At 56.4% G+C, this 19,464-nt stretch carries 19 protein-coding genes; 9 read left to right on the top strand and 10 right to left on the bottom strand.

The window, feature by feature from the left end; all coding sequences use genetic code 11:
• Positions 1–172: 172 nt before the first annotated feature.
• Positions 173–472, bottom strand: a complete 300-nt coding sequence (locus tag soil367_RS08910; protein ID WP_136548769.1) for a GNAT family N-acetyltransferase — start codon at positions 470–472, stop codon at positions 173–175.
• Positions 469–714 carry a hypothetical protein gene (locus soil367_RS08905; protein ID WP_136548768.1) on the bottom strand — a complete coding sequence of 82 codons (246 nt, stop codon included), beginning with the start codon at positions 712–714 and terminating at the stop codon, positions 469–471. Before soil367_RS08905 ends, soil367_RS08910 begins: the two co-directional genes overlap by 4 nt.
• Before the next feature lie 30 nt (positions 715–744).
• On the opposite strand from soil367_RS08905, the gene soil367_RS08900 reads away from it, so the two are divergent.
• Positions 745–1,635, top strand: a complete 891-nt coding sequence (locus soil367_RS08900) for a radical SAM protein (RefSeq protein ID WP_136548767.1) — start codon at positions 745–747, stop codon at positions 1,633–1,635.
• A gap of 59 nt (positions 1,636–1,694) precedes the next feature.
• On the opposite strand, the gene soil367_RS08895 is transcribed toward soil367_RS08900, so the two are convergent.
• Positions 1,695–2,942, bottom strand: coding sequence for a hypothetical protein (locus soil367_RS08895; protein ID WP_136548766.1), 1,248 nt, complete (start codon positions 2,940–2,942; stop codon positions 1,695–1,697).
• A 602-nt stretch (positions 2,943–3,544) separates the two neighbouring features.
• Here soil367_RS08895 and soil367_RS08890 point away from each other — a divergent pair.
• From soil367_RS08890 to soil367_RS08880, 3 genes are all read left to right on the top strand, one after another.
• Positions 3,545–4,327 carry a glucose 1-dehydrogenase gene (locus soil367_RS08890; RefSeq protein ID WP_136548765.1) on the top strand — a complete coding sequence of 261 codons (783 nt, stop codon included), beginning with the start codon at positions 3,545–3,547 and terminating at the stop codon, positions 4,325–4,327.
• A 10-nt stretch (positions 4,328–4,337) separates the two neighbouring features.
• Positions 4,338–4,817 (top strand): acyl-CoA thioesterase, encoded by a 480-nt coding sequence (locus soil367_RS08885; protein ID WP_136548764.1) that lies wholly within the window; start codon positions 4,338–4,340, stop codon positions 4,815–4,817.
• 209 nt (positions 4,818–5,026) lie between these two features.
• Complete coding sequence (locus soil367_RS08880; RefSeq protein ID WP_136548763.1) at positions 5,027–5,245, top strand: hypothetical protein; 219 nt, start codon at positions 5,027–5,029, stop codon at positions 5,243–5,245.
• Positions 5,246–5,385: 140 nt separating this feature from the next.
• Here soil367_RS08880 and soil367_RS08875 read toward each other — a convergent pair whose 3' ends face one another.
• The gene (locus soil367_RS08875; RefSeq protein WP_136548762.1) at positions 5,386–6,945 is read right to left on the bottom strand and encodes a sensor domain-containing diguanylate cyclase; all 1,560 of its coding nucleotides are present in this window, start codon (positions 6,943–6,945) and stop codon (positions 5,386–5,388) included.
• A 325-nt stretch (positions 6,946–7,270) separates the two neighbouring features.
• On the opposite strand from soil367_RS08875, the gene soil367_RS08870 reads away from it, so the two are divergent.
• Both soil367_RS08870 and soil367_RS08865 read left to right on the top strand, forming a co-directional pair.
• On the top strand, positions 7,271–8,272 hold the full coding sequence (locus soil367_RS08870; protein WP_136548761.1) for a GGDEF domain-containing protein: 1,002 nt from the start codon (positions 7,271–7,273) through the stop codon (positions 8,270–8,272).
• A gap of 149 nt (positions 8,273–8,421) precedes the next feature.
• On the top strand, positions 8,422–8,790 hold the full coding sequence (locus soil367_RS08865; protein WP_136548760.1) for a DUF1622 domain-containing protein: 369 nt from the start codon (positions 8,422–8,424) through the stop codon (positions 8,788–8,790).
• Here the strand turns inward: soil367_RS08865 and soil367_RS08860 are convergent, their stop codons facing one another.
• Complete coding sequence (locus soil367_RS08860) at positions 8,791–10,674, bottom strand: DEAD/DEAH box helicase (protein WP_136548759.1); 1,884 nt, start codon at positions 10,672–10,674, stop codon at positions 8,791–8,793. It lies immediately after the preceding gene.
• 239 nt (positions 10,675–10,913) lie between these two features.
• On the opposite strand from soil367_RS08860, the gene soil367_RS08855 reads away from it, so the two are divergent.
• From soil367_RS08855 to soil367_RS08845, 3 genes are all read left to right on the top strand, one after another.
• Positions 10,914–12,602, top strand: coding sequence for a methyl-accepting chemotaxis protein (locus tag soil367_RS08855; protein WP_136548758.1), 1,689 nt, complete (start codon positions 10,914–10,916; stop codon positions 12,600–12,602).
• A gap of 102 nt (positions 12,603–12,704) precedes the next feature.
• The gene (locus tag soil367_RS08850) at positions 12,705–13,076 is read left to right on the top strand and encodes a hypothetical protein (RefSeq protein WP_136548757.1); all 372 of its coding nucleotides are present in this window, start codon (positions 12,705–12,707) and stop codon (positions 13,074–13,076) included.
• Between the two features lie 167 nt (positions 13,077–13,243).
• Entirely contained in the window at positions 13,244–14,326 is a 1,083-nt protein-coding gene (locus soil367_RS08845; RefSeq protein ID WP_136548756.1) for a glycosyltransferase family 9 protein, read from the top strand.
• A 69-nt stretch (positions 14,327–14,395) separates the two neighbouring features.
• Here soil367_RS08845 and soil367_RS08840 read toward each other — a convergent pair whose 3' ends face one another.
• From soil367_RS08840 to soil367_RS08820, 5 genes are all read right to left on the bottom strand, one after another.
• Positions 14,396–15,583, bottom strand: a complete 1,188-nt coding sequence (locus tag soil367_RS08840) for a hypothetical protein (RefSeq protein ID WP_136548755.1) — start codon at positions 15,581–15,583, stop codon at positions 14,396–14,398.
• Between the two features lie 256 nt (positions 15,584–15,839).
• A complete protein-coding gene (locus soil367_RS08835; RefSeq protein WP_172962307.1) occupies positions 15,840–16,607 on the bottom strand; it encodes a lysophospholipid acyltransferase family protein in 768 nt (255 codons plus the stop codon).
• Positions 16,608–16,696: 89 nt separating this feature from the next.
• A complete protein-coding gene (locus soil367_RS08830) occupies positions 16,697–17,446 on the bottom strand; it encodes a GNAT family N-acetyltransferase (RefSeq protein WP_136548753.1) in 750 nt (249 codons plus the stop codon).
• A 121-nt stretch (positions 17,447–17,567) separates the two neighbouring features.
• Positions 17,568–18,326, bottom strand: a complete 759-nt coding sequence (locus tag soil367_RS08825; RefSeq protein ID WP_136548752.1) for an alpha/beta hydrolase — start codon at positions 18,324–18,326, stop codon at positions 17,568–17,570.
• Between the two features lie 19 nt (positions 18,327–18,345).
• Positions 18,346–19,452, bottom strand: coding sequence for a M14 family zinc carboxypeptidase (locus soil367_RS08820; protein ID WP_136548751.1), 1,107 nt, complete (start codon positions 19,450–19,452; stop codon positions 18,346–18,348).
• Positions 19,453–19,464 lie beyond the last annotated feature (12 nt).

The following is a 19,464-nucleotide window of genomic DNA, read 5'->3' as shown; positions in this document are numbered from 1 at the left end:
TATCATGAATTCCCCGGCCTTGACCGATCTGCACCTTAACAGGATCTGCGGCGGCACCGCATAGTCGCTCGGCTTGGGGTCTGCCGGGCAAGGCCGTGATCGTGGTACTCTTCAGTTCAGGTTGGCCAGCGGAGTGTGCGTGAAACACAGTCGGCTGCCTGAACCGATAGGCTCACTGTTGGGGCCAGTCAACGCTGCTCTCATACTCCGTGTGTCGTTCCAGGTACTTTGCAACGAATTCGCATACCGGAACAATGCGTCGGTTCCGGCCGCGGGTATCCTCCAGCGCTTCCTGAACCAGCTTGCTGCCCAGGCCCTGGCCCTTCAGGCTGGGATCGACGGCGGTATGGGTGAACACCCTTTGGTTTCCCTCATCCTTGAAATCGGCGGAGCCCAGTTCCTCTCCGTTCACTTCAAGCACATAGCGCTGCTGCGCATCGTCCCGGCGCACTCTCGCGTTGGCGTTACTCATAACATGAATCTCCGTTTGCTGAGCATACTGTTGAAGCCCTTCAGGGAGCGTAACAACTGCAGCAGTCCGCTCATAGTGAAGACGACGCAACCGGGGGCCTGGGGGGATATTATGCAGGTCACTTTCTCTATCAGTACGAGCTCTATCAGTACGAGCTCTATCAGTCCAAGCTCTATCAGTTCCAGCAGACGGGGCTGTGCTGGGGTTCCATAAACCGGACCCGGTTGTACAATCTCTAACATACACCCCGTCCTGGAGACTTCTGTTAAGCCATGAACGAATTTCCAATCAGCTATGTCGAACCCGTTTTTCGCCCTCCCAGTGAAGCCCACTCCTTGATTCTACCGGTGACCAACGGCTGTTCCTGGAACAAGTGTACGTTCTGCGAGATGTACACTGCGCCCCAGAAAAAATTTCGGGCTCGAGACGAAGGTGAGGTGCTTGAGGAAATTCGGCGTTGTGGTGAACGCATGATCGTCCAGCGGGTTTTCCTGGCCGACGGTGATGCCATGATCCTGCCAACGCGCCGGCTATTGGCGATTCTTGAGGCGATTCGCGAGCACATGCCATTGGTAGAGCGGGTGACCTCCTACTGCTTGCCCCGAAACCTCAAACGCAAGTCAGTCGAGGAACTTAAGCAATTGCGGGAAGCCGGACTGGCAATGCTGTATGTGGGGGCTGAGTCGGGTGATGATCAGGTCCTGCAACTTGTGAATAAAGGGGAGACGTTCGAGTCAACCCGGGATGCCCTACTAAAGGCTGGCGAAGCCGGGTTGAAACGTTCGGTCATGGTGCTGAATGGGCTGGGCGGGAAGACCCTCAGCGAACAGCACGCGTTAAACTCCGCCGCGCTTGCCAATGCTACTCAGCCGGAATTTCTGTCGACACTGGTGGTGAGCTTCCCCCAGGGCATGAGCCGCTTCAAGACGAACTATCCGGATTTCGAACCGCTGGACCAGCCAGGACTTTTTCGCGAGACCGAGTTGTTTCTGCAAAAACTTGAGCTGGAGGACACCGTCTTCCGAAGTGACCACGCTTCGAATTACCTCGTACTGAAGGGTACTTTGGGGGCAGACAAGGACCGGCTACTGTCACAGGTGCAGATGGCGATCAGGGCTCCGGCCCAGGCAAAGCTGAGACCGGAGTGGGCAAGAGGACTCTAGTGCCCGGTTGACCTTTTCCCCGTATTTCTGCGGGGGCAGTGGTCACCCGGGCACAAAACCTAGCCTCGACTGGATGTCGAGGATGAGGTTGTCGGGCTAGAGGAGGATGCCTGGGTGGAGGTTGTGGAATGCCGTATGGTAGTCGACGTCGTCGGGCTGCTTGAGGGCGTGGCCGTCGGGCTGCTGGTCGACGGACTACTCGAAGGTACCGTCGGACTTGACGATGGTGATGTCGGACTGGAAGGCGCGGGCTCTTCCTGCGGCGCGCAGCCTGCGCAGAGCCTGAATCCGGCCGCATTGGCCGTTCCGTTTTCGTCGACCACGTAGAGGTAACTGGCTTTACCAAGACCAATGTCGCTCACGTCAAGGTTCACCCTGATTTCTGACGGCGTCCAGCTTTTCAGTAACTGCACTTCGCCGGTATGGCGCGCATCAACCCACTTCGGCTCGTCAGACACCATAACGCGGGCTCTGCTTGTCGCTGCGTAGATCTTGTCGACCACGGTCATCATATTGGTGTAGGGCCCGCTATTGCTCGGATCGAAGCCAATCAAACCGATGTTCAGGCCGATTCCCTGGTCTCGCTTTTTGAAGTCAGTTACCCGATGGGCCACCTTACCATTGACCGTTGCTACGATTTCACCCTTGACCCCATCCACCCACAGCTCCATATGGTTCCATTGCCCTGGAGTTCCACTCCACCTCTCCCAAGACGGGCGCGTCATCCCACTGTAAGTCATATGCATCTGGGTCCACGAGATGCGGGTATCGGTGCCGTTATGGTTGTCCCAGACCCGGATGAATTTGTTCGAGCCTCCAGAATGGCCCGGTGACTCAGAAGGAACATATTGCCAGGAAATATATAACCGCTTATTCCCAACATTGTTCAGCGGAGCCAGCCAGGAGTTGAAGGTCTTGCCGATACCCGCATAAACATAATTGTTGACCGGGTCTTCCTTTGCCGAAATAAGCGCTGGCCAAAGGGGATCAGCCCACGGTGAGCCGCCTGCCATCCACAACGCGCGCCGCGGGTCCAGTATATTCAGCAGGGAGGGTTCGTCTCCAAATAAGCTGTAGTTGCTCCGGCCATTGCCATGCTTTATCGCAAGATCAACATCGGCGTTCGTAAATCCCTGCCCGGATACAGTCAGAGTCGCACCCTGGAGTAGTTGGCCGCTTACATCTGAAATAGTCGGTACCGCAAATGCAGAGGCACTGCCAAAGGCTGATAGCGCTAACGCAAGCACTGAAACCTTGCGGAACACAGAGGTCTTTTTATTCGCAGGAGATATATATTGGTTTGTCATAGAGGATGCTTTTAATATTAGGATTAATAAATAAGAAGTGTCGTAAGCATCCTGCTAAAGCTTCTCGGTGATACAATTTACGGGCTCAAGCCGGGCAAAAGCACTCCACCGCCAGACACGTATCCCGACGCGAACAGCGACTGCAATGTGGGCTTTTGGGGTACCCGGACGATGCCGAAGTTTTGGAGCTGCTTCTGATGGACCTCCTTTGCAGACAGTGGGTTGATAGCACAAGCTGAACTGAGCCTGAGTCTAGTATCAGGTTGCGTTCATGCAAGGGACCAGGGGCACAAGCAGCGCTACCATTTCGTAATCTAAAACTTGGAAAATTCGGTCTCATCGGGTGTTGTCCGCAAAGGTTCTCTAGCCGATTCAATAATGAAGCGGCCTACGGAGTTGTTAAGCTCGATAATAAACTTAATAAAATGTAACGATATAGCAGCCGCGAACTTTCAAATGACGGACGATTTAATATTTAAATATCGCCAGAAACGACGCAATCAGGTTCGCAATTACGTATTGGTTATATACACTAACGTGCGGACCGCGACTGAGTGCATATCTTCCAGTCGGGTCTGCGCTTATTCCTGGGAGGCATCTCTATGACGGTCAGCTTCGGAAGTGTTAACGACCAGGTAGTACTCGTCACCGGGGGCGCACAGGGTATCGGCAGAGGGATCGCTACCTTGCTGCTCGAACAAGGCATGAAGGTTGTCATCTGCGACAGGGACCGTGATGCGGGGAACACGTGTGTGGCGCAACTGGGACAGAACGGCCGGCTCCACTTTGTTCATGCCGATGTCGCGGTCGAACACGATGTCAAAAAAGTCGTGTCTGCGGCTGCTGAATGGGGTGGTCGACTCGATGCGCTCGTCAATAACGCGGGCCTATCGGATCCAGAAACAGGGCCTGTGGAAAACCTGGAACTTGTCGACTGGCAGCGGCGACTCGATGTGAATCTTACCGGGCCGTTCCTGATGGCCAAGTACGCTGTGCCGCATCTCAGGAAATCGAATGGCAGCATCGTCAATATAGCGTCAACGCGGGCAGTGCAGTCTGAGCCTCATACCGAAGCCTATGCGGCAACGAAAGGCGGGCTGGTGGCACTTACCCACGCATTGGCAATAAGCCTTGGGCCCAAAGTCAGAGTCAACTGCGTCAGTCCTGGCTGGATTGACGTCCGGGCCTGGAAGGCGAACACCCCCGAAGTCGTGCCGCCTTTGTCTCAGTCAGACCACGAGCAGCATCCTGCCGGCCGGGTTGGCCAGCCGGAAGATGTAGCCGCAACGGTGGCTTTTCTGATTTCCGGGCAGGCGAGATTCATCACCGGGCAAAATATTATCGTCGATGGCGGCATGTGCCGGAAAATGATCTACGAAGAGTAGACGAGGTGTTATGACTGATCCGTCAACCCAAGGGCCAGCACGGCCCGCCAACGTTTTTCGCTTCCGGTTTCGCGTGCGCTACGGTGAATGTGATGCTCAGGGAGTGGTTTTTAACGCGCGTTTTGCCGACTACGTGGATATCGCAGTTAACGAGTACATTCGCACTCTTTTCGGTGATTATCGTTGGCTGCTTGAACAGGACCGGGACATTCAGGTCGTCAGCCTGACCGTGAACTGGAAGTCGCCAGCCAAATTCGACGATGTGCTGGAGGCGAGAATACGGCCCGGGCGGCTGGGAACCACCTCGTTTACGCTCCACCTGCAGTTCATGCGCTATGACGAGGAGACGACAATAGCTGAGGCTGACATCACCTATGTACTGATTCAGCCTTCTTTGATGACCAAGGTCGGCTTTGATGAGCTGATCGGCTCGAAACTGCAACAAGGTGCTGCCGGAGTGCTGGTAAGCCATGCAGGGGAGCCCGGCTGACGGGCTTTGAAGTGATGAGCTTCCGGCCGGGTCCGGTACTGCCAGGGTACTGGGTTAAAAGAGTTTTTTTGCCAAGTCTGGCCCGAGCGTCTACATTTTAAGAGAACCGCAAAGGATCTGTCTGTTCACCAGGAGGGCCTGCTGTCGAAACACTTTTTTCGGCACTTCTTCAGCCCTGATTTCCAGCTCGACGGTGGCGGAACCAGTTAATGAACGATTTCCAGTACGACGATACCCAGAACAACCTGCACGCGTTGATCGCAACAACCCTCTTTGCAGCTGCTTTGGGGTTTCTCCTGTTCAGGCCACGCCGGCAGGGCCTGCTCCTCCAGCAGGTTGACCATCGGGCAGAGCCGTTGAAGCTACCCGTGCTGATTTCAGATCAGGACTTTGCACGGATGGCGCCGGTTTCAGCCACCCTGCACTGATATGCAGGGCAACTCGCCTGCGGGGTCCGCGGCGGGTGAACCTCTAATTCCGGTAGTTATCGGGGCGCGAGTCGCTGTTGCGTGGCATGGGGCTCGCATGAGAGCGAGCTGGCACTTTTTCCCGTAGGGTCCTAAGCCGTTTACCGGCTGGTGCTGATTCTGTTGCGTCCTTGTCGCTTCGCGCAATAGAGCGCCTTGTCAGCACTGTCCATGATGTCTTGCAGACTCCCATGGTCGGTCAATAACGGTGCCGCAACATGAACAGCGCCAATGCTGACTGTCAGCACGGGCGCTACTGCCGAGTCAGGGTGGCTTATCGCCAGCGCTTCTATACTTGAACGTAGCACTTCCAGCCGCTCCATAGATTCTCCCTTCTGCATACCGGTCAGAATCACTACGAATTCTTCGCCGCCGAGACGTGCGCAAAAGTCCCCGGAGCGCGGCGTAAATTCGTCCAGTGCTTTACCGACAAGTCTTAGGGCGTCGTCTCCGGCCGGATGGCCCAAGCGGTCATTGAATTCCTTGAAAAAATCGAGATCAAGCACCGCCAGGACGAACGGAATATTCAAGCGCTTGGCCTGACGCCAGGCCTGATCGCTGAACTCGTCAAACGCCCGCCGATTACCGATACCTGTGAGGCTGTCAGTTTGCGAGATCTGCCTTAACTGCTCGACATGCCCTCGGGTGAGTCTTACCGAATCATTGAAAGCCTCCCGCATCTGCTCCAGTTCCCGCACCGGAAAGCCCCTGGGTAACTCTTCCAGAGAGTTATTGGACACCATACCCTCGATGCGCGCTGAATTACGCCTTATTGCCCTCAGCAAGGTTCGGTCAATTGCGAGACCGATCCCAAATGGAACCAGGGCCAACGCCAGCAGCATCCCGATGCCACTTGGCCCGATTAGTCTCGGATCAGCAATCGGGTCGTGGGTAATCTGAAGCGACAGGATAGGCTGCCCCGCCGAATTATTAAGCAGCTGGGTACGGCTATCCGCCACGCCGTGATGGCTTCCGTCAGCTATCTTCCCGGCCGGAGACAAATGGGGCTGGGCGGCATTTGGATCAACTGCCGCCAGCTCAAGCTCCAGCCTTGTCACCTCTTCGAGAGCCTGGATGTGCTCCTCGGTAACTAGCTGAACAAACATCAGGTATCCGTTCGGGGGCTGGTCGCCAAGGGAATTGGTCACGTAGTCCAGAGCGTAGCGGGCGGGGCCGAGCGCTGTGTTAAGCCAGCCCGTCTGCTGGAACGGCTCACCCGGCAGGCCGCCGGCTCTGAAGGTCTGTTTTAGCGGTGAGGGGAGGAGAGATTCGGCTGATCTTGGCTGACTGTCCTCCAGATCAAAGCCCTGGGCAAATACAAGCTCGAAATCAGCGTCAAAAAATGCGATCGCGGCGAGGCTAAACACCTCAAACGTACTGGGCTGGAGGTTGGCTTCAATATAGCCGGTCCGCGTTTTAGGGTCCCGAAGGAACTGATAGGTATCGTCCCAATGGGACCAGTCGCGTACAGCCACCTGGAGATGGTCGGTATCGCTCTGCAGGCTTCGGGCGAGGCTCCGCAGCTCACGGCTCTGGTGCTCGGCGACAGTTGCCAGTTCGCGTGGGTATTCGACATAGTACCGGTAGGCGAGAAACACGCCGGTTATGGCAATGATGTACGCCAACAGGTACTGGAAGAAGTAACTTCGGATGGACCGCATATAGAACGCTTCTTCGTCAGATATCCTCCCAGGAGTATAAGCGAGATCTGCAACCCTGCTGTGTTCCCTACTGGGGCTTTTCCGGCTGAGGACGCTTGCCTGCGCTGCATAGCTCTCAAGGCCGCTGATACCGGTATTGCGGCTCTGCTTGAGGTGGGCTGTTAAACATTGAAAAATATCAGCGTGTTTTGGTAATGCGTTGTTCCATGGCGCCTGCCACGCGTTTCAGGGCACGCCCAGAACCTGTACATAAAAACACTACATGAAGCCTTTATAAAAATTTAAAGTGGAAGTCGCCGAAGTCACATTCCGTGGGGGACAGGCGATGAGTTTAAAGTCGGGGGGCCGACCGCTTCAGAATGACGACGCGGGTGAAATCCTGCTGGAGTTGGTGGACCACCTTGACGCCATGATCGCCTGCTGGGATAGCCAGCGCCGCTGTATTTTCGCCAACGATGCCTATCAGCACTGGTTCGGGATACGAAGGACGGAGCTGATCGGTATGACCATGGAAGAGCTGCTTGGCCCGCTTTACCCTCAGAACCTGCCGTTTATAGATGCCGCTTACCAGGGCCAGCGACAGGTGTTTGAACGCGAGATCACCACGCCTGACGGGCAGGTGCGCCATAGCCTTGCGACCTATACCCCGAGAATCCTGGGAGGAACGGTTGAGGGAATCTTCGTTCATGTCGCCGATGTCGGCCCGCTCAAGCAACTGGAACGCCAGCTCAGGGAGGCCAAAGCCGACGCTGAACGGGCTGCCCACCATGATTTTCTTACTGGATTGCCAAACAGGGTCCTTCTTAAAGACCGAGTCAACCAGGCGCTGGCTCTATCCCGGCGTTCGGGCCAAAAACTGGCGTTGGTGAGCGCTGATATCGATGGCTTCAAGCACATGAATGACAGCCACGGTCACAGCATCGGTGATCAGATTCTGGTCAAAGTGGCCCGGCGATTGCGCGACGCCTTGCGGGAGGCTGATAGCGTCACGCGTTTCGGTGGGGACGAATTCATACTGTTGTTGCCCGGTGTAGAGTCGTTGCAACAAGTCGAAGTCATGGTCAACCGTGTGCTGGAGGAAGTCCGGGCACCTGTTGAAATTGGTGGGGCTTTCCTCAAGCCTACCTGCAGCTTCGGCATTGTCGTTTACGAAGCGACTCCTGATCGACCCGATCCAGAGCCTGACGTACTGATTGCTCAATCCGACAAGGCGCTTTACAGGGCCAAGCTTAATGGCAGGGATCGGTACGAGATAATTCAGCCCACGCCCATTGACTACGAAAGAACGGTACTCCCATCCCCGGCAAGCTCAAGACTCGAGTTGTAGGGCCGAGCCTTGCCGACGGTCAAAACCATTGACAAGAAGTCGCAGGCCCAAGCCCCGCCAAGCCAACGGTCTTGTTCTCGCTGCCAACCAGACTGTAACGTAACTTTTCATGACCGAGAGATTCATGACCGACAGAACAGGGAGGTTCTATGTCTGAACTTATCGTCCCGATGGCGGAATGGAGCGCCGCAATTATTGAAGCGCTGGGCATCGGCATTATCGTCATTGCCGCACTCTACACCGTTCTATTGGCGGCATTAAGGCTGGGCCGGCGCGAAAACATGACCGCCATCATGCCGGATGTCAGGCAGCGCCTGGGGCGTGGCATATTGCTCGGGCTTGAATTCCTGGTGGCCGCAGACATTATCCACACCGTCGCTGTAGAACTCACCTTCGAGACGGTAGGGGTGCTGGCGACTATTGTCCTGATCAGAACCTTCCTCAGCTTCACACTGGATCTGGAACTGACAGGTAAATGGCCGTGGCAGCAAACAGACAAGTCACACCCGTCGCCGTGACTACTTCTTCTTTGGTTTTCGGGGTGGCTTGGAGCCGTCCGTTTTCTTTTTGCCGGGTTTCACCCGCCGCTTGGGAGCGACAGGCTTTTCACCTGCTGACTTACCAGCGGGCTTTGGATCTGCCGATCTACCTGTCGAAGACTTGGGCCCCGCTGCACTGTCGCTTCGCATCACGCTCAGTAGCAGCGGTCGCTGACACACCCGAACCCTCTGCAGGTGCTGGAAAACTTCCTTCGGTATCTCGGCGGGCAGATCTACTGTCGTGAAATCGTCAAAGATCTCTATGTGACCAATGTAGGCGCTGTCCATGTTCGCCTCATTGGCGATAGCGCCAACTATCTGACCCGGGTTGACCCCGTTGACGTAGCCGACGTCTATGCGATATCGGGCCATACGGACGTCGGGAAAATTCTTCAGTGGCTTTGCCTGGGCATCATTAAGGTTCTCCTGCTTGAGCTTCCGCTTTGCCTCAGTGCGGCCGCCATCTCGCTGAGACTCAGCATGCTGTCGCTTCGGTCGATCACCGTCACGTTCACGGCTCTTTTCTGATGTTCTTTTTTGCGGCTCAACCAGAAGGGTAGCGTCGCCTTGCGCAATGCGGGCCAGCGCTGCAGCAATTTCAAGGGCGGGTGTCTCTGTGCTTTCCTGATAGTCGCTCAGTAGCTGTCGGTAGAAATCGAGATTTTCATTCGCCAGCGTCTGTTCTATTTTTGCTTTGAACCTTTCAACCCTCTGGGCATTTATGTCGCTTTCTGAAGGCAGGTTCATCACCGCGATTGGCTGCCGCGTCGCTCGTTCGATGGCTCCGAGCATCCGTCGCTCGCGATTCGAGACGAAGAGTATCGCCTCCCCCGTTCTACCGGCGCGGCCGGTACGGCCGATTCTGTGTACATAGGACTCAGTATCGAACGGGATGTCATAGTTTATGACGTGACTAATGCGCGGAATATCAATGCCGCGGGCAGCGACATCCGTCGCCAGGAGAATGTCGAGCTTGCCTTTGCGCATGCGGTCGATTGTTTTCTCCCGCTGGGCCTGGGCCATATCGCCATTCAGGGCTTCCGCAGTAAAGCCGCGAGCCACCAGCTTCTCCGCAAGTTCTACAGTCGCGAGTTTGGTACGGACAAAAATGATGGCGCCTTCAATGGGCTCCACTTCCAGGATGCGAGTTAGCGCATCCAGCTTGCTCAGGCCGCTGACTGGCCAGTAACGTTGGTTGATCGCAGGGGCAGTGGATGTGCTGCTCTGGATCTTGACCGTCTGCGGATCGCGCAGATACTTGTTCGCAACCTGCTGAATCTCACGGGGCATGGTCGCAGAAAAGAGCGCTATCTGGCGTTTTTCGGGCGTTCGCTCAAGAATCCACTCGACATCATCGATAAACCCCATCCGAAGCATTTCGTCGGCTTCGTCCAATACCAGGACTTCAAGGCTGTCAAGCTTCAGAGTGCCCTTGCGGATATGATCCATGACCCGACCCGGCGTGCCCACCACCAGTTGAGCGCCGCTACGGAGCTGTTTGAGCTGATTACCATATCCGGCGCCACCGTATATTGGCACTACCTGGAAACCGGGCAGATTGCGCGCGTATGTCTGGCAGGCCTCTGCCACCTGAATCGCAAGTTCCCGGGTTGGCGCCAGAACCAGTGCCTGGGTGGCGCGGTTCCGGGTATTCAGTTTCGCGAGTATTGGCAGGGCAAATGCTGCGGTTTTCCCTGTGCCAGTCTGGGCCTGCCCGAGCAGATCGTGGCCCTGCAGGAGAATGGGGATGGTTTGTGCCTGGATAGGCGAGGGCGTCTCATAACCTACCTGGATTAGAGTCTGGAGCAGATGTTCGGGTAAACCAAGGTTGGAAAACTGGACTGGAAGGGCTTCATTCGTCATAGGGGGCCTGATTACCGATATGTCCGGTCGTGGTGCTTAAATAGGCCGCCGATTATACCTTCATGGCGGATCCGCTGCGCGGCTATTCTGTAACTCCGCGTTAGTGTCCCGTTGAGCACGTGCAAGTTGTGACGCTGCAACATTTCTCCAGCCTAAGTACACATAAAAAAACAGTAAATTCAGGTGGATGGACGACAATGTCGTGCCAACTGATTCCCTTTCCAAGGTTCTGAATTTACATGCTGTATCTCGAAAGACTCAAAATTCGCTCACGTCTGATAATCGCCATCCTCATCCCTGTCATTTTGACCGCGGCTGTGATCGCCTGGGTGACAACCGACAAGCTAAAGCTCAGCGGGGAAGCCGAAGTTGAACGTCTTCGGGACAGTTTGCTCGAAGCGCACAAGACCGGACTCAAGAATCTTGTCGAATCTGCGAGATCTGTAATACGTGCCGAGTATGATGAAGGCGAGGCCCACATTTCGCGGGAAGAGGCACAGAACAGGGTGCGGGATAAGCTGCGGGCCGTTGAGTTTGGCGACAATAACTACATGTATGCATACAGGGACGACTCCTACATGCTTATCTATCGACCCAAGCCTGAGCTGGAGGGGCCGTCCAAGAACTCCACGCCTGCAACTAAACAACTGCTGGCAAATCTCTTCAAAGCAGGGCAAGCAGACGGCTTCTTCCAGTACACATGGAAAAATCCCGCGAGCGGACAGGAGGAGCCCAAGCTTTCTTACTCCATTACCCTCGACCGGTGGAATTGGGTCATCGGGGCCGGCATCTACATTACCGACATTGAGCGATCGGTAGCCGCCGCTCGAGCCGAAATTAACGCAGAAATCGCACGAACGCTTACCACGATTCTCATGATCGCAGCGATCGTAGTAGCTGTAGCAGTGGGTTTCGGGCTGTTCGTCGGTCGGACAGTGACCGCTCCTTTGCGCCGGGTTACCGACACCATGCGGGCAATCGCTGAGGGCGAAGGTGATCTGACCCAGCGGTTACCCGCGCAGGGCACCGATGAATTATCTGAGCTTGGTCGACAGTTCAACGGCTTTGTTGGAAAAATACAGACAACGATCCGGGAGGTCGGGTCAACGACCGATCAGGTCGCGTCCGCAGCGGAGGAGCTGAGTCTGGTCGCTCGGGAAACGCGTGCCTCCGTTCAGTCCCAGGGTACGGAAACTGATCAGATTGCATCAGCTATCAATGAGATGGCAGCCACTATTCAACAGATTGCGGGTAATGCCAGCGAGGTGGAACGCTCGGCATCCGAAGCTGACCAGCTTGCAACTGACGGTGGAAAAACCATCTCTAATGCCCAGCACTCCGTCAACAGGCTGGCAGAAGAGATCAGGGTCAGCGCGGCCAATATCGACGCGCTGGCGAAGAAAACTGACGAAATCCAGCAGGTGCTGGACGTCATTCACGCTGTGACTGATCAGACCAACCTTTTGGCATTGAATGCGGCCATCGAGGCAGCTCGAGCCGGCGAACACGGGCGAGGTTTCTCGGTCGTTGCTGATGAGGTCCGTCAGCTGGCGCGTCGCAGTGCCGAATCAGCGGATCAGATTCGCGACATGATTGAAGGCTACGTGGTTGATTCCCATGGCGCGCTTGAGCGCATGAAACAATCACAGCACCATTCGGCCGACACGGTGCAGTGCATTGATCAGGCAACCACCGCCCTGCGCACAATTGGCGGCTCGGTTGAGCGAATCCATGACCAGGTGACTCAGATCGCGACAGGTGCCGAGCAGCAAAGCCAGGTCGCGGAAGAGATCAACAAAAATGTGGTACGGATTGTCGAGGCCGCCCAGCGAAGCGAACAGGGCGTATCCCAAACCAATGAAGCCAGTCATGAGCTGGCGCAACTGGGGGAGAAACTCAGGGTCTTGGTGGCGCAGTTCAAAGTCTGACATGGCCGCTCAAGATCGTTCGACGCGGGATAGGCGCAAGTGCGTATAGCCGATTTCGGGATGCCGGCTGGATGATAGCGAATCATCTTTCGAGATCGCTACATGAAAACCTATTCCACGGCTATGCATACACCCGCCCAAACGGCCTATTATCGGGCGGTCAATCGCTTCATCGGGGCTATTGCCGTTGGGGCTGCAGCGTGGTTGGTGGTTCTATGCATGCAGGGCGCTGTGCTGTTGTACGACGCGCCGGCGACGCTTGGCCGTGCAGCTGGCTGGGTCTCCTGGTTAACATATCCCCCGGCCGCACTTGAAACCGTTGTAGGCGCAATGCTTCTGCTGGTTTTCCGGCCGCGCGAGGGTAAAGATCGCATTGTGCGCTATACCTCCCCGGAGAAATTTCAGCGAGCCCGGTGGATGTGCTACGGAATAGTAGTCGCGCCTTTGCCTTTTGCAGTGGCCTGGTTAGCCTGATCCCAGGCTGAATCCCGACTTTGTGCTGGCCCGGTTGCGCTCTCGATGGGTTGCGGGATGAGTTGCTGGATGAGTTGATCAGCACCATCGCTGTTGATTCCGCTACAAAAAACACTGGCCCAAGTAGGCGCAGATGCCTATATTGAGCGGCAAAAGTGGATGTAGTGGTGAGATTCGAAACGATGGCAGAGACGGCTATTCTTGACCCCGCAGAACTTCGACAGTTGAAAAAAGTTCTGGTTATCCAGCTAGGACCGTTCGGAGACGGACTGCTGACGACCTCGTACTTTGAAACATTGAAAAAAGTCCTACCTCAGGTAGAGCTGCACTACCTGATCAAGGCGCCTTATCATCATTCCGTCAAGCGCCATCCTTTCATAGATCGGCTGATTGTCATTCCGCAGGGCAGTGGCCTTCAGTATTTGCGAAATCGGATAGACGTGATTCGGGCCATCAGGCACGAAAACTATGACCTGGTCATAGATCAGCAGAACAAGCCGTCCTCCCGTTATATCACGTGGCTTAGCCGGGCGCGCTGGCGCTTGGGATACACCGGTCGGCACCTGATTCCTGCCTACAATCTGATGACGCCCAAGGGGCCCAAAATCTATACGGCCTCGCGACGGTTCGACATTCTGAAACCGCTCGGTATCGAAAAGACGGCCTATAAGCTCTATTTCCCCATTCCCGACGAAGATCAGGCGCGCATGGACCGCTGGCTATCCAGCCAGGGACTCACCGCGGACAATACAGTTGTGGTATCGCCCGGTAGCCGGCAGAGCCGAAAAAAATGGCTCACAGAAAACTATGCGCAACTTGCTGATCTTATTCAGCAGCGTCTGGATAAACGAATCGTTATCCTGTGGGCAGGCAGTGAACGCCCGGACGCCGACAGAATGGCCGCGCTGATGGAAACGACGCCGGTCATCGCGCCGCAGACCTCACTGGAAGAGGCAGCGGCACTTCTGAAGCGTTGTTGCCTGCTACTTTGTAATGACAGTGGCCTGAACCACATCGCAGTCACGACACAAACGCAGACGCTGGCGATTTTTGGCAACACCAGTCCTGCAAGGTGGTCGCCGGCCAGTGAGTTTTCCCACCACCATCACTTACGCGCCCCCGTCCCCGGAGAGGTGCAAGGCAACGACTTTCAGATAACGCCAGAGTTGGCGTTTTCCCGCGTCAGCGAGCTTCTTGGCGCCGATGAAAAGTCTGGCTTTGGCCGCCCACCGGCATCGCAATCCGCATAGCGCTGCGCCACGAAAAAAGCCTGAACGTTTAAGGCGTTCAGGCTTTTTTTACGGCATGGGCTAACGCATTCAGAACACGGGCTGATAGCTCTGTCTGGGATTGTTGTCGCCTACCCCCAGGAGAATCTGGGACAGGGCAGGGACCATATCAACATGTGCCTCGACGAATCCCTGCTGGGGGTTGCTGGGATCGTTGAACGGCATAACCATATTAAAGCCGGGAAGGTCTGCGCGGGTCTTAGGAATGACCGCGTTGGACCCTATATGCTGTGACCAGAGCGCACCGTTGATAGAGCCGTCGTCATTGACGAACGAGTTACCGCCGCCCTGTGTCAGGGAGATATAGAAATTCTCCATATTATGGAAATCCAGGCTGCGGACGTGGGAAAGGTTAAGCTCCTTACCACCGGGACGCTGCAGGCTGGGGTCAATGCCCAGCGGATTCAACAACGGATCCAGCAGACCGGTTATGGGGTCTAGCAATGTGCCGAGTCCCGCATTGAGGGCTCCGCTGGTGTTACTCGGCGCTAACGAAGAACCAGACTGGGGATAGTTGCCAGTGCCATCAGGAATCTTGTTCAGCAGGCTCACAAAGGTGTCCTTGGTGCCTGTCCCGTAAACCTGTGCCTTAACGATACCACCTAGGTCCGGCATCAGACTCAGCGTCGAGATATAGCCGGTGGTCGAGTTGATGGTAAGCGGCACGTGACCCTCGGCCTTACCGAAACCGATACGAACACCCCTGATGCTTTCGCTCCCATCGGCGTGTCGCTGCTTCTGTACTTCGATGTAAGGGTCTTCGAAGTAGAAAGGATCATCGGCACTGTTACCGAAACCGAAATTCTCGAACTCATTGTCGGGAACGCCCTGGCCGGCGTTTTTATAGATGGAATTATTGCTGCCGCCGTAGTCACCGAGGGTGAACTCCTCAGCATGGGCGTGTAGCTCACCGGTGCCATTGATCTGTAGCCGGTGCACCGTTGCATTGACGCGCTCAGTGGGTGTGCGCGTTTCTGTACGTTCGTACCCGCCGAGGCCCAGAAGCCTGGCCCGATAGTTCACACCGGTTAGTTGACTGAGGTTGTAACTGATGTCTGTCGCAGAGTACTGCAACGCTGATCCGCCGGTAACGTCCCTCATGTCGCCTTCATCCAACGGTTCAAGCTGTGCATGTGCTCCACTGGCCAGCGACAATGCTACTGCCAGAGCTACGCCATTCATCGGGAAAACACCGTGCAACGAGAACGGATACTTCATTGATTGCCTCCTGTGCCCTTAGGCACCCGGGAATACGCTAGACGTCAGCTCGTCACAATCGTTTTGGCATTAAATTCCAATGCTTCAAGTATGACCTTGACCTGGAACTTCGCCAGCGCGTCCTCTCAAATATGAGACCGGGTTCATTTTATTCGGACCCTTTGACTATCAAGTATAGGAGCGGTTCCCGGCCCTGTCGAAGTCGGGTCAGGGTGCTACTAAGTCAGCCGGCTACTGACCCCTGCCCAAACCCCTGCTAAGAGCCTGTCCGTATCATGTTGTGCAGCTGGCCAAGCCCTTCGCTCACCTGGAGGTGAAGCGTCTTTGCGAGTCGGCCGGGATTATCCTCTGCTTCAGCGAGTACCGGCGGATGGAAGATGACATGCACCTCCAGCGCACGCTGGCTCAGCACTCTGGGTAAATGGCGCTGGAAAGCGTCTTCGCCCACAAAGGGGACGATTCTGTCGATCGCCCCGTTACGACGGTAAGCGAGGGTTATAGCCTGAACCGGAACGCAGGCCTCGATCGCCGCCGCGAGCAAAGGCCGATGGAAGGGCCGCACCGCTGTCCCGTCGGTCGTTGTGCCTTCAGGAAAAATAATAACCTGTTGTTTTTGCCGGAGCAGCGACCCGATCTGAGCCCGCACTTCGGCCGCTCTACCCGCGGAGCGTTCGATGAAAACGGTACCGATTTGCTGGGCCACCCAGCCAATCAAAGGCCAACGCCTGACTTCGCGCTTGGCCAGAAAACAAACGGGTGAACACGATCCCAGCACGGCAATATCTGTCCAGGAAACGTGGTTGCTGACCAGCAGGGCCGGCTGCTCTAGCGGATGCCCATGAATATGGATACGAAAACCGAGTAATCGGCACAGTACTGTCAGAAAACCACGGGTAAAAGGGGCCCGGTTGACAGGCCGCCGCCGGACGCGGTCCACTACACAGAAGAGAAGCAATGTTGCGCTAGAGACTGCCAGGAACAGGCAAAATAAAGGCAGTCGGACGCTGACTCTGGCTATTCCCATCAGCCCCGTCCTGGTGCTCTGATCCTCAAATTGCACAGACAGCCCGGGCGACCCTGACCTTGCTGACACTGCCCGCTCCAGCTCATCCATCAGGATCGCCTGAAACGACGGGCATGCCTTTCGCCAAGACCACCCACTCTCAGCAACATCAACAGGTCCGCGCAGCGAAAGCTTGGGTCCCAGCAAGGGCGACCACAAACCTGGGCGCCAAGCTTCAGATAGATTCGGATCAGCGGGGGTACGGCAACAGCCCTGACGCGTCCGGAGCTAAACGCGATGTGGGGAAGCTCGCGACGGGGCTGAACCACAAATTGTGGCTCAACAAGATGGTGTTGTTGCAGTTGCTGGGCAACCATCCACGCTCTATGCCCGCCGTCAATCATGCTGATGCTGGCACAGCCGATCAGGTAATCGACGTCATTTTCAAGCAAACAGGCATAAACGGCTGACCAAAGCTGGCTCAGCGCTGACGTACGTCGATAGTCGGGGTGGACGCAGGTTCTGCCCAGTTCGGCAAACGAACCTGGGGTGGCCTTGAGTGCAGCCAGTTCAAACTCTGTCTCGGAATAGAAGCCATCGGTTTCTGTGATGTCCCGGTCGAGCAGCAACCTGGAGGTCGCCACGACCTTCGACGATTCAACATCCCTGACAATGAAATGGATGCAATGGTCATCGAAGCGGTCACTGTCGAGCCCTGCGTGGGCATCCAGGTCAGCCCCGTATTCAGCAGAAAACACGTCATAGCGTAGCCGCTGTGCCGCAAGAAGCTGCGAGGCATTTGTTGCTACGCCTGCCTCAAGAACGCGGCCCGGTAGGACCTGTATTGACCCAGCTTGCATAGGCGGTAACCCCTCCGTTGAGACACTGGGGTAAGCCTAAAAGGTCGATGTTGCACGCAAATGAACGAAATGCGACGGACCAGTGACAGTTCGGGTGTATCAGCCAAGCTCCAGTCAAAGTCTAAAGCTGCCACCTTGATGGGCCGTACGACGGTTGTAGGGATCCGCAGATCTGGTCGACCACCCAGTCGGGATCATCCAGAACCAGATCATGACCGGCAGTAAAATGAAGGGCCTGTGGCCAGCCCCAGGCCAGAGCCAGTTGCTGGGTACAGCGGTAGTCGACCAACCGGTCGGCCGTGCTCACCAGCAGCAGGCCCGGCACGTCGGGGCACCGCGATGGAGCCTCAAACCGTGCCGCCGCATACAACTGACGCATGACATTTGCACGGGAAACCGGGTGTTGCCGCTGGATGGCAACCCAGGAGGCCTCCAGAGCCTCATGCACAGGCCTGTTACTGGTCAGCCGTAATATTTCGCGCTCTCGTCGGGCCTGATTCCCGGACGCAAGCAGCCGGATGACTCTGAACCAGTTTGCCGGCTTCATGCGGTCCCAGGGCCTGCTAAGGGCCGTGCTCGTGCCGATCAGCACAACCCCGGCGAGATCGGCGGGACGGCTGAAGGCCCAGTCTATGGCGACCATTCCGCCCAGTGACATGCCGATTAAGCCCAGCGGCCGGGGCAGGTGGGTTGTGGCAGCCTGCACCCAGTGCCTGATCTCGGCAACTGAACTCGGGGATCGCTCGCGATAGAGCTCCCCCGTACCCGGGAGATCTTGCATGAACACAGCGTCGCCCGGCCGCGCACGAGACAGGCGCTCCCCAAATTCACCCCAATGTGCTTTTTCCCGGGCAAGCCCCCTCAGCAAGAGCCAGTTCATAGGCTTCTATCTCCGGCGGTCAGAACTCGGTTTCGTAGGGATACCAGTGCCGTATGGCCGCCTGCCTCAGGGTCTGAGCATGGGACCCGTGAGGAAGCCAGTTCTCATGCTGTGCGGTTGCCTCAAGCAGGAAGTTGAACAGCGTCAGATGACTACGGAGTACACGTTGCAAGCGATGCGGCACAAGCGGGTTGAACAAGCCCTCAAGCTTGAGCAGCTGTCGCGGGCGCTTGCGGATCCAGCGCCAGGAACCCATCTCGAGTGTTAGCGGTATGTAGTTGCCAGCGCCCCGGCGGTTGTGCCGCTTGTAAAAATAGTCCCACAGGTCGCCGTGAGTGAGATAGTGGCGGGACTGTGGCTCGATGACATAGTTGTGGTGGGGGTATGCCTGCTCCCACAGCAATTTGAGAGCAAACACCGAATCGAGTTTACGCATGGGGCGCCGACGGTAGGCGTAGGGGAACCAGAGCTGGTCCTGCCAGCCGAAACCCGAATGGCAGTCGAGCGACAGGCTGAAGGGCCGATTGGTCAGAAGCTCGTCGATAACCGCCTGCAAAGCGATGTTCTCGGGCTCCATCGGTTGGCCGGGCTTGCCCATATACCACGGCAGATATGGCGACAGGCGCTGTCCGCCCAGCATGAATGTACTTGGATCCTGGGCGGCGATAGGCGCGTTGCGCATCAGGTCGACGCCGGCTGGATTGCCACGCTGATTGAGCAACATCCCGCCCGGATTCAGTAGCGGAATTGCGACAAGCTGGACTCGGTCCAGCAGTGCGCTCAGGTGCTGATCCCATTGCAGGCGCTTGCTTAACGTCCTCAGCCACTCCATGACCACACGGGAGCCTATTCGCTCCAGGCCGTGTACGCCGCCAACCAGCAGCAAAACGGGGCTCTCCGGCGCTGCGTTACCGACCTTGACCTGATAAAGCGGAAGGCGGTGCTCTGCAACGCACGAGTGGCCTATGACATTCGCCGAAAACTGAGGCGGTGCCTCTGCAAGCAGGCGTTCAAGCTGATCCAGCTCCGGCAGAAAGCTGCGCACCTGCTGCTGGAGCGCTTTGTCGCGGCGCGAACGCTGCTCCGGAACACAGGTAATGTGGGTGAGATCACGTAGTTCGGTCATACAGCCCGATTG

This window comes from Hydrocarboniclastica marina (assembly GCF_004851605.1).
GTDB classification, from domain to species: Bacteria; Pseudomonadota; Gammaproteobacteria; order Pseudomonadales; family Oleiphilaceae; genus Hydrocarboniclastica; species Hydrocarboniclastica marina.
This window is presented reverse-complemented; position numbering and strand designations above follow the sequence as displayed.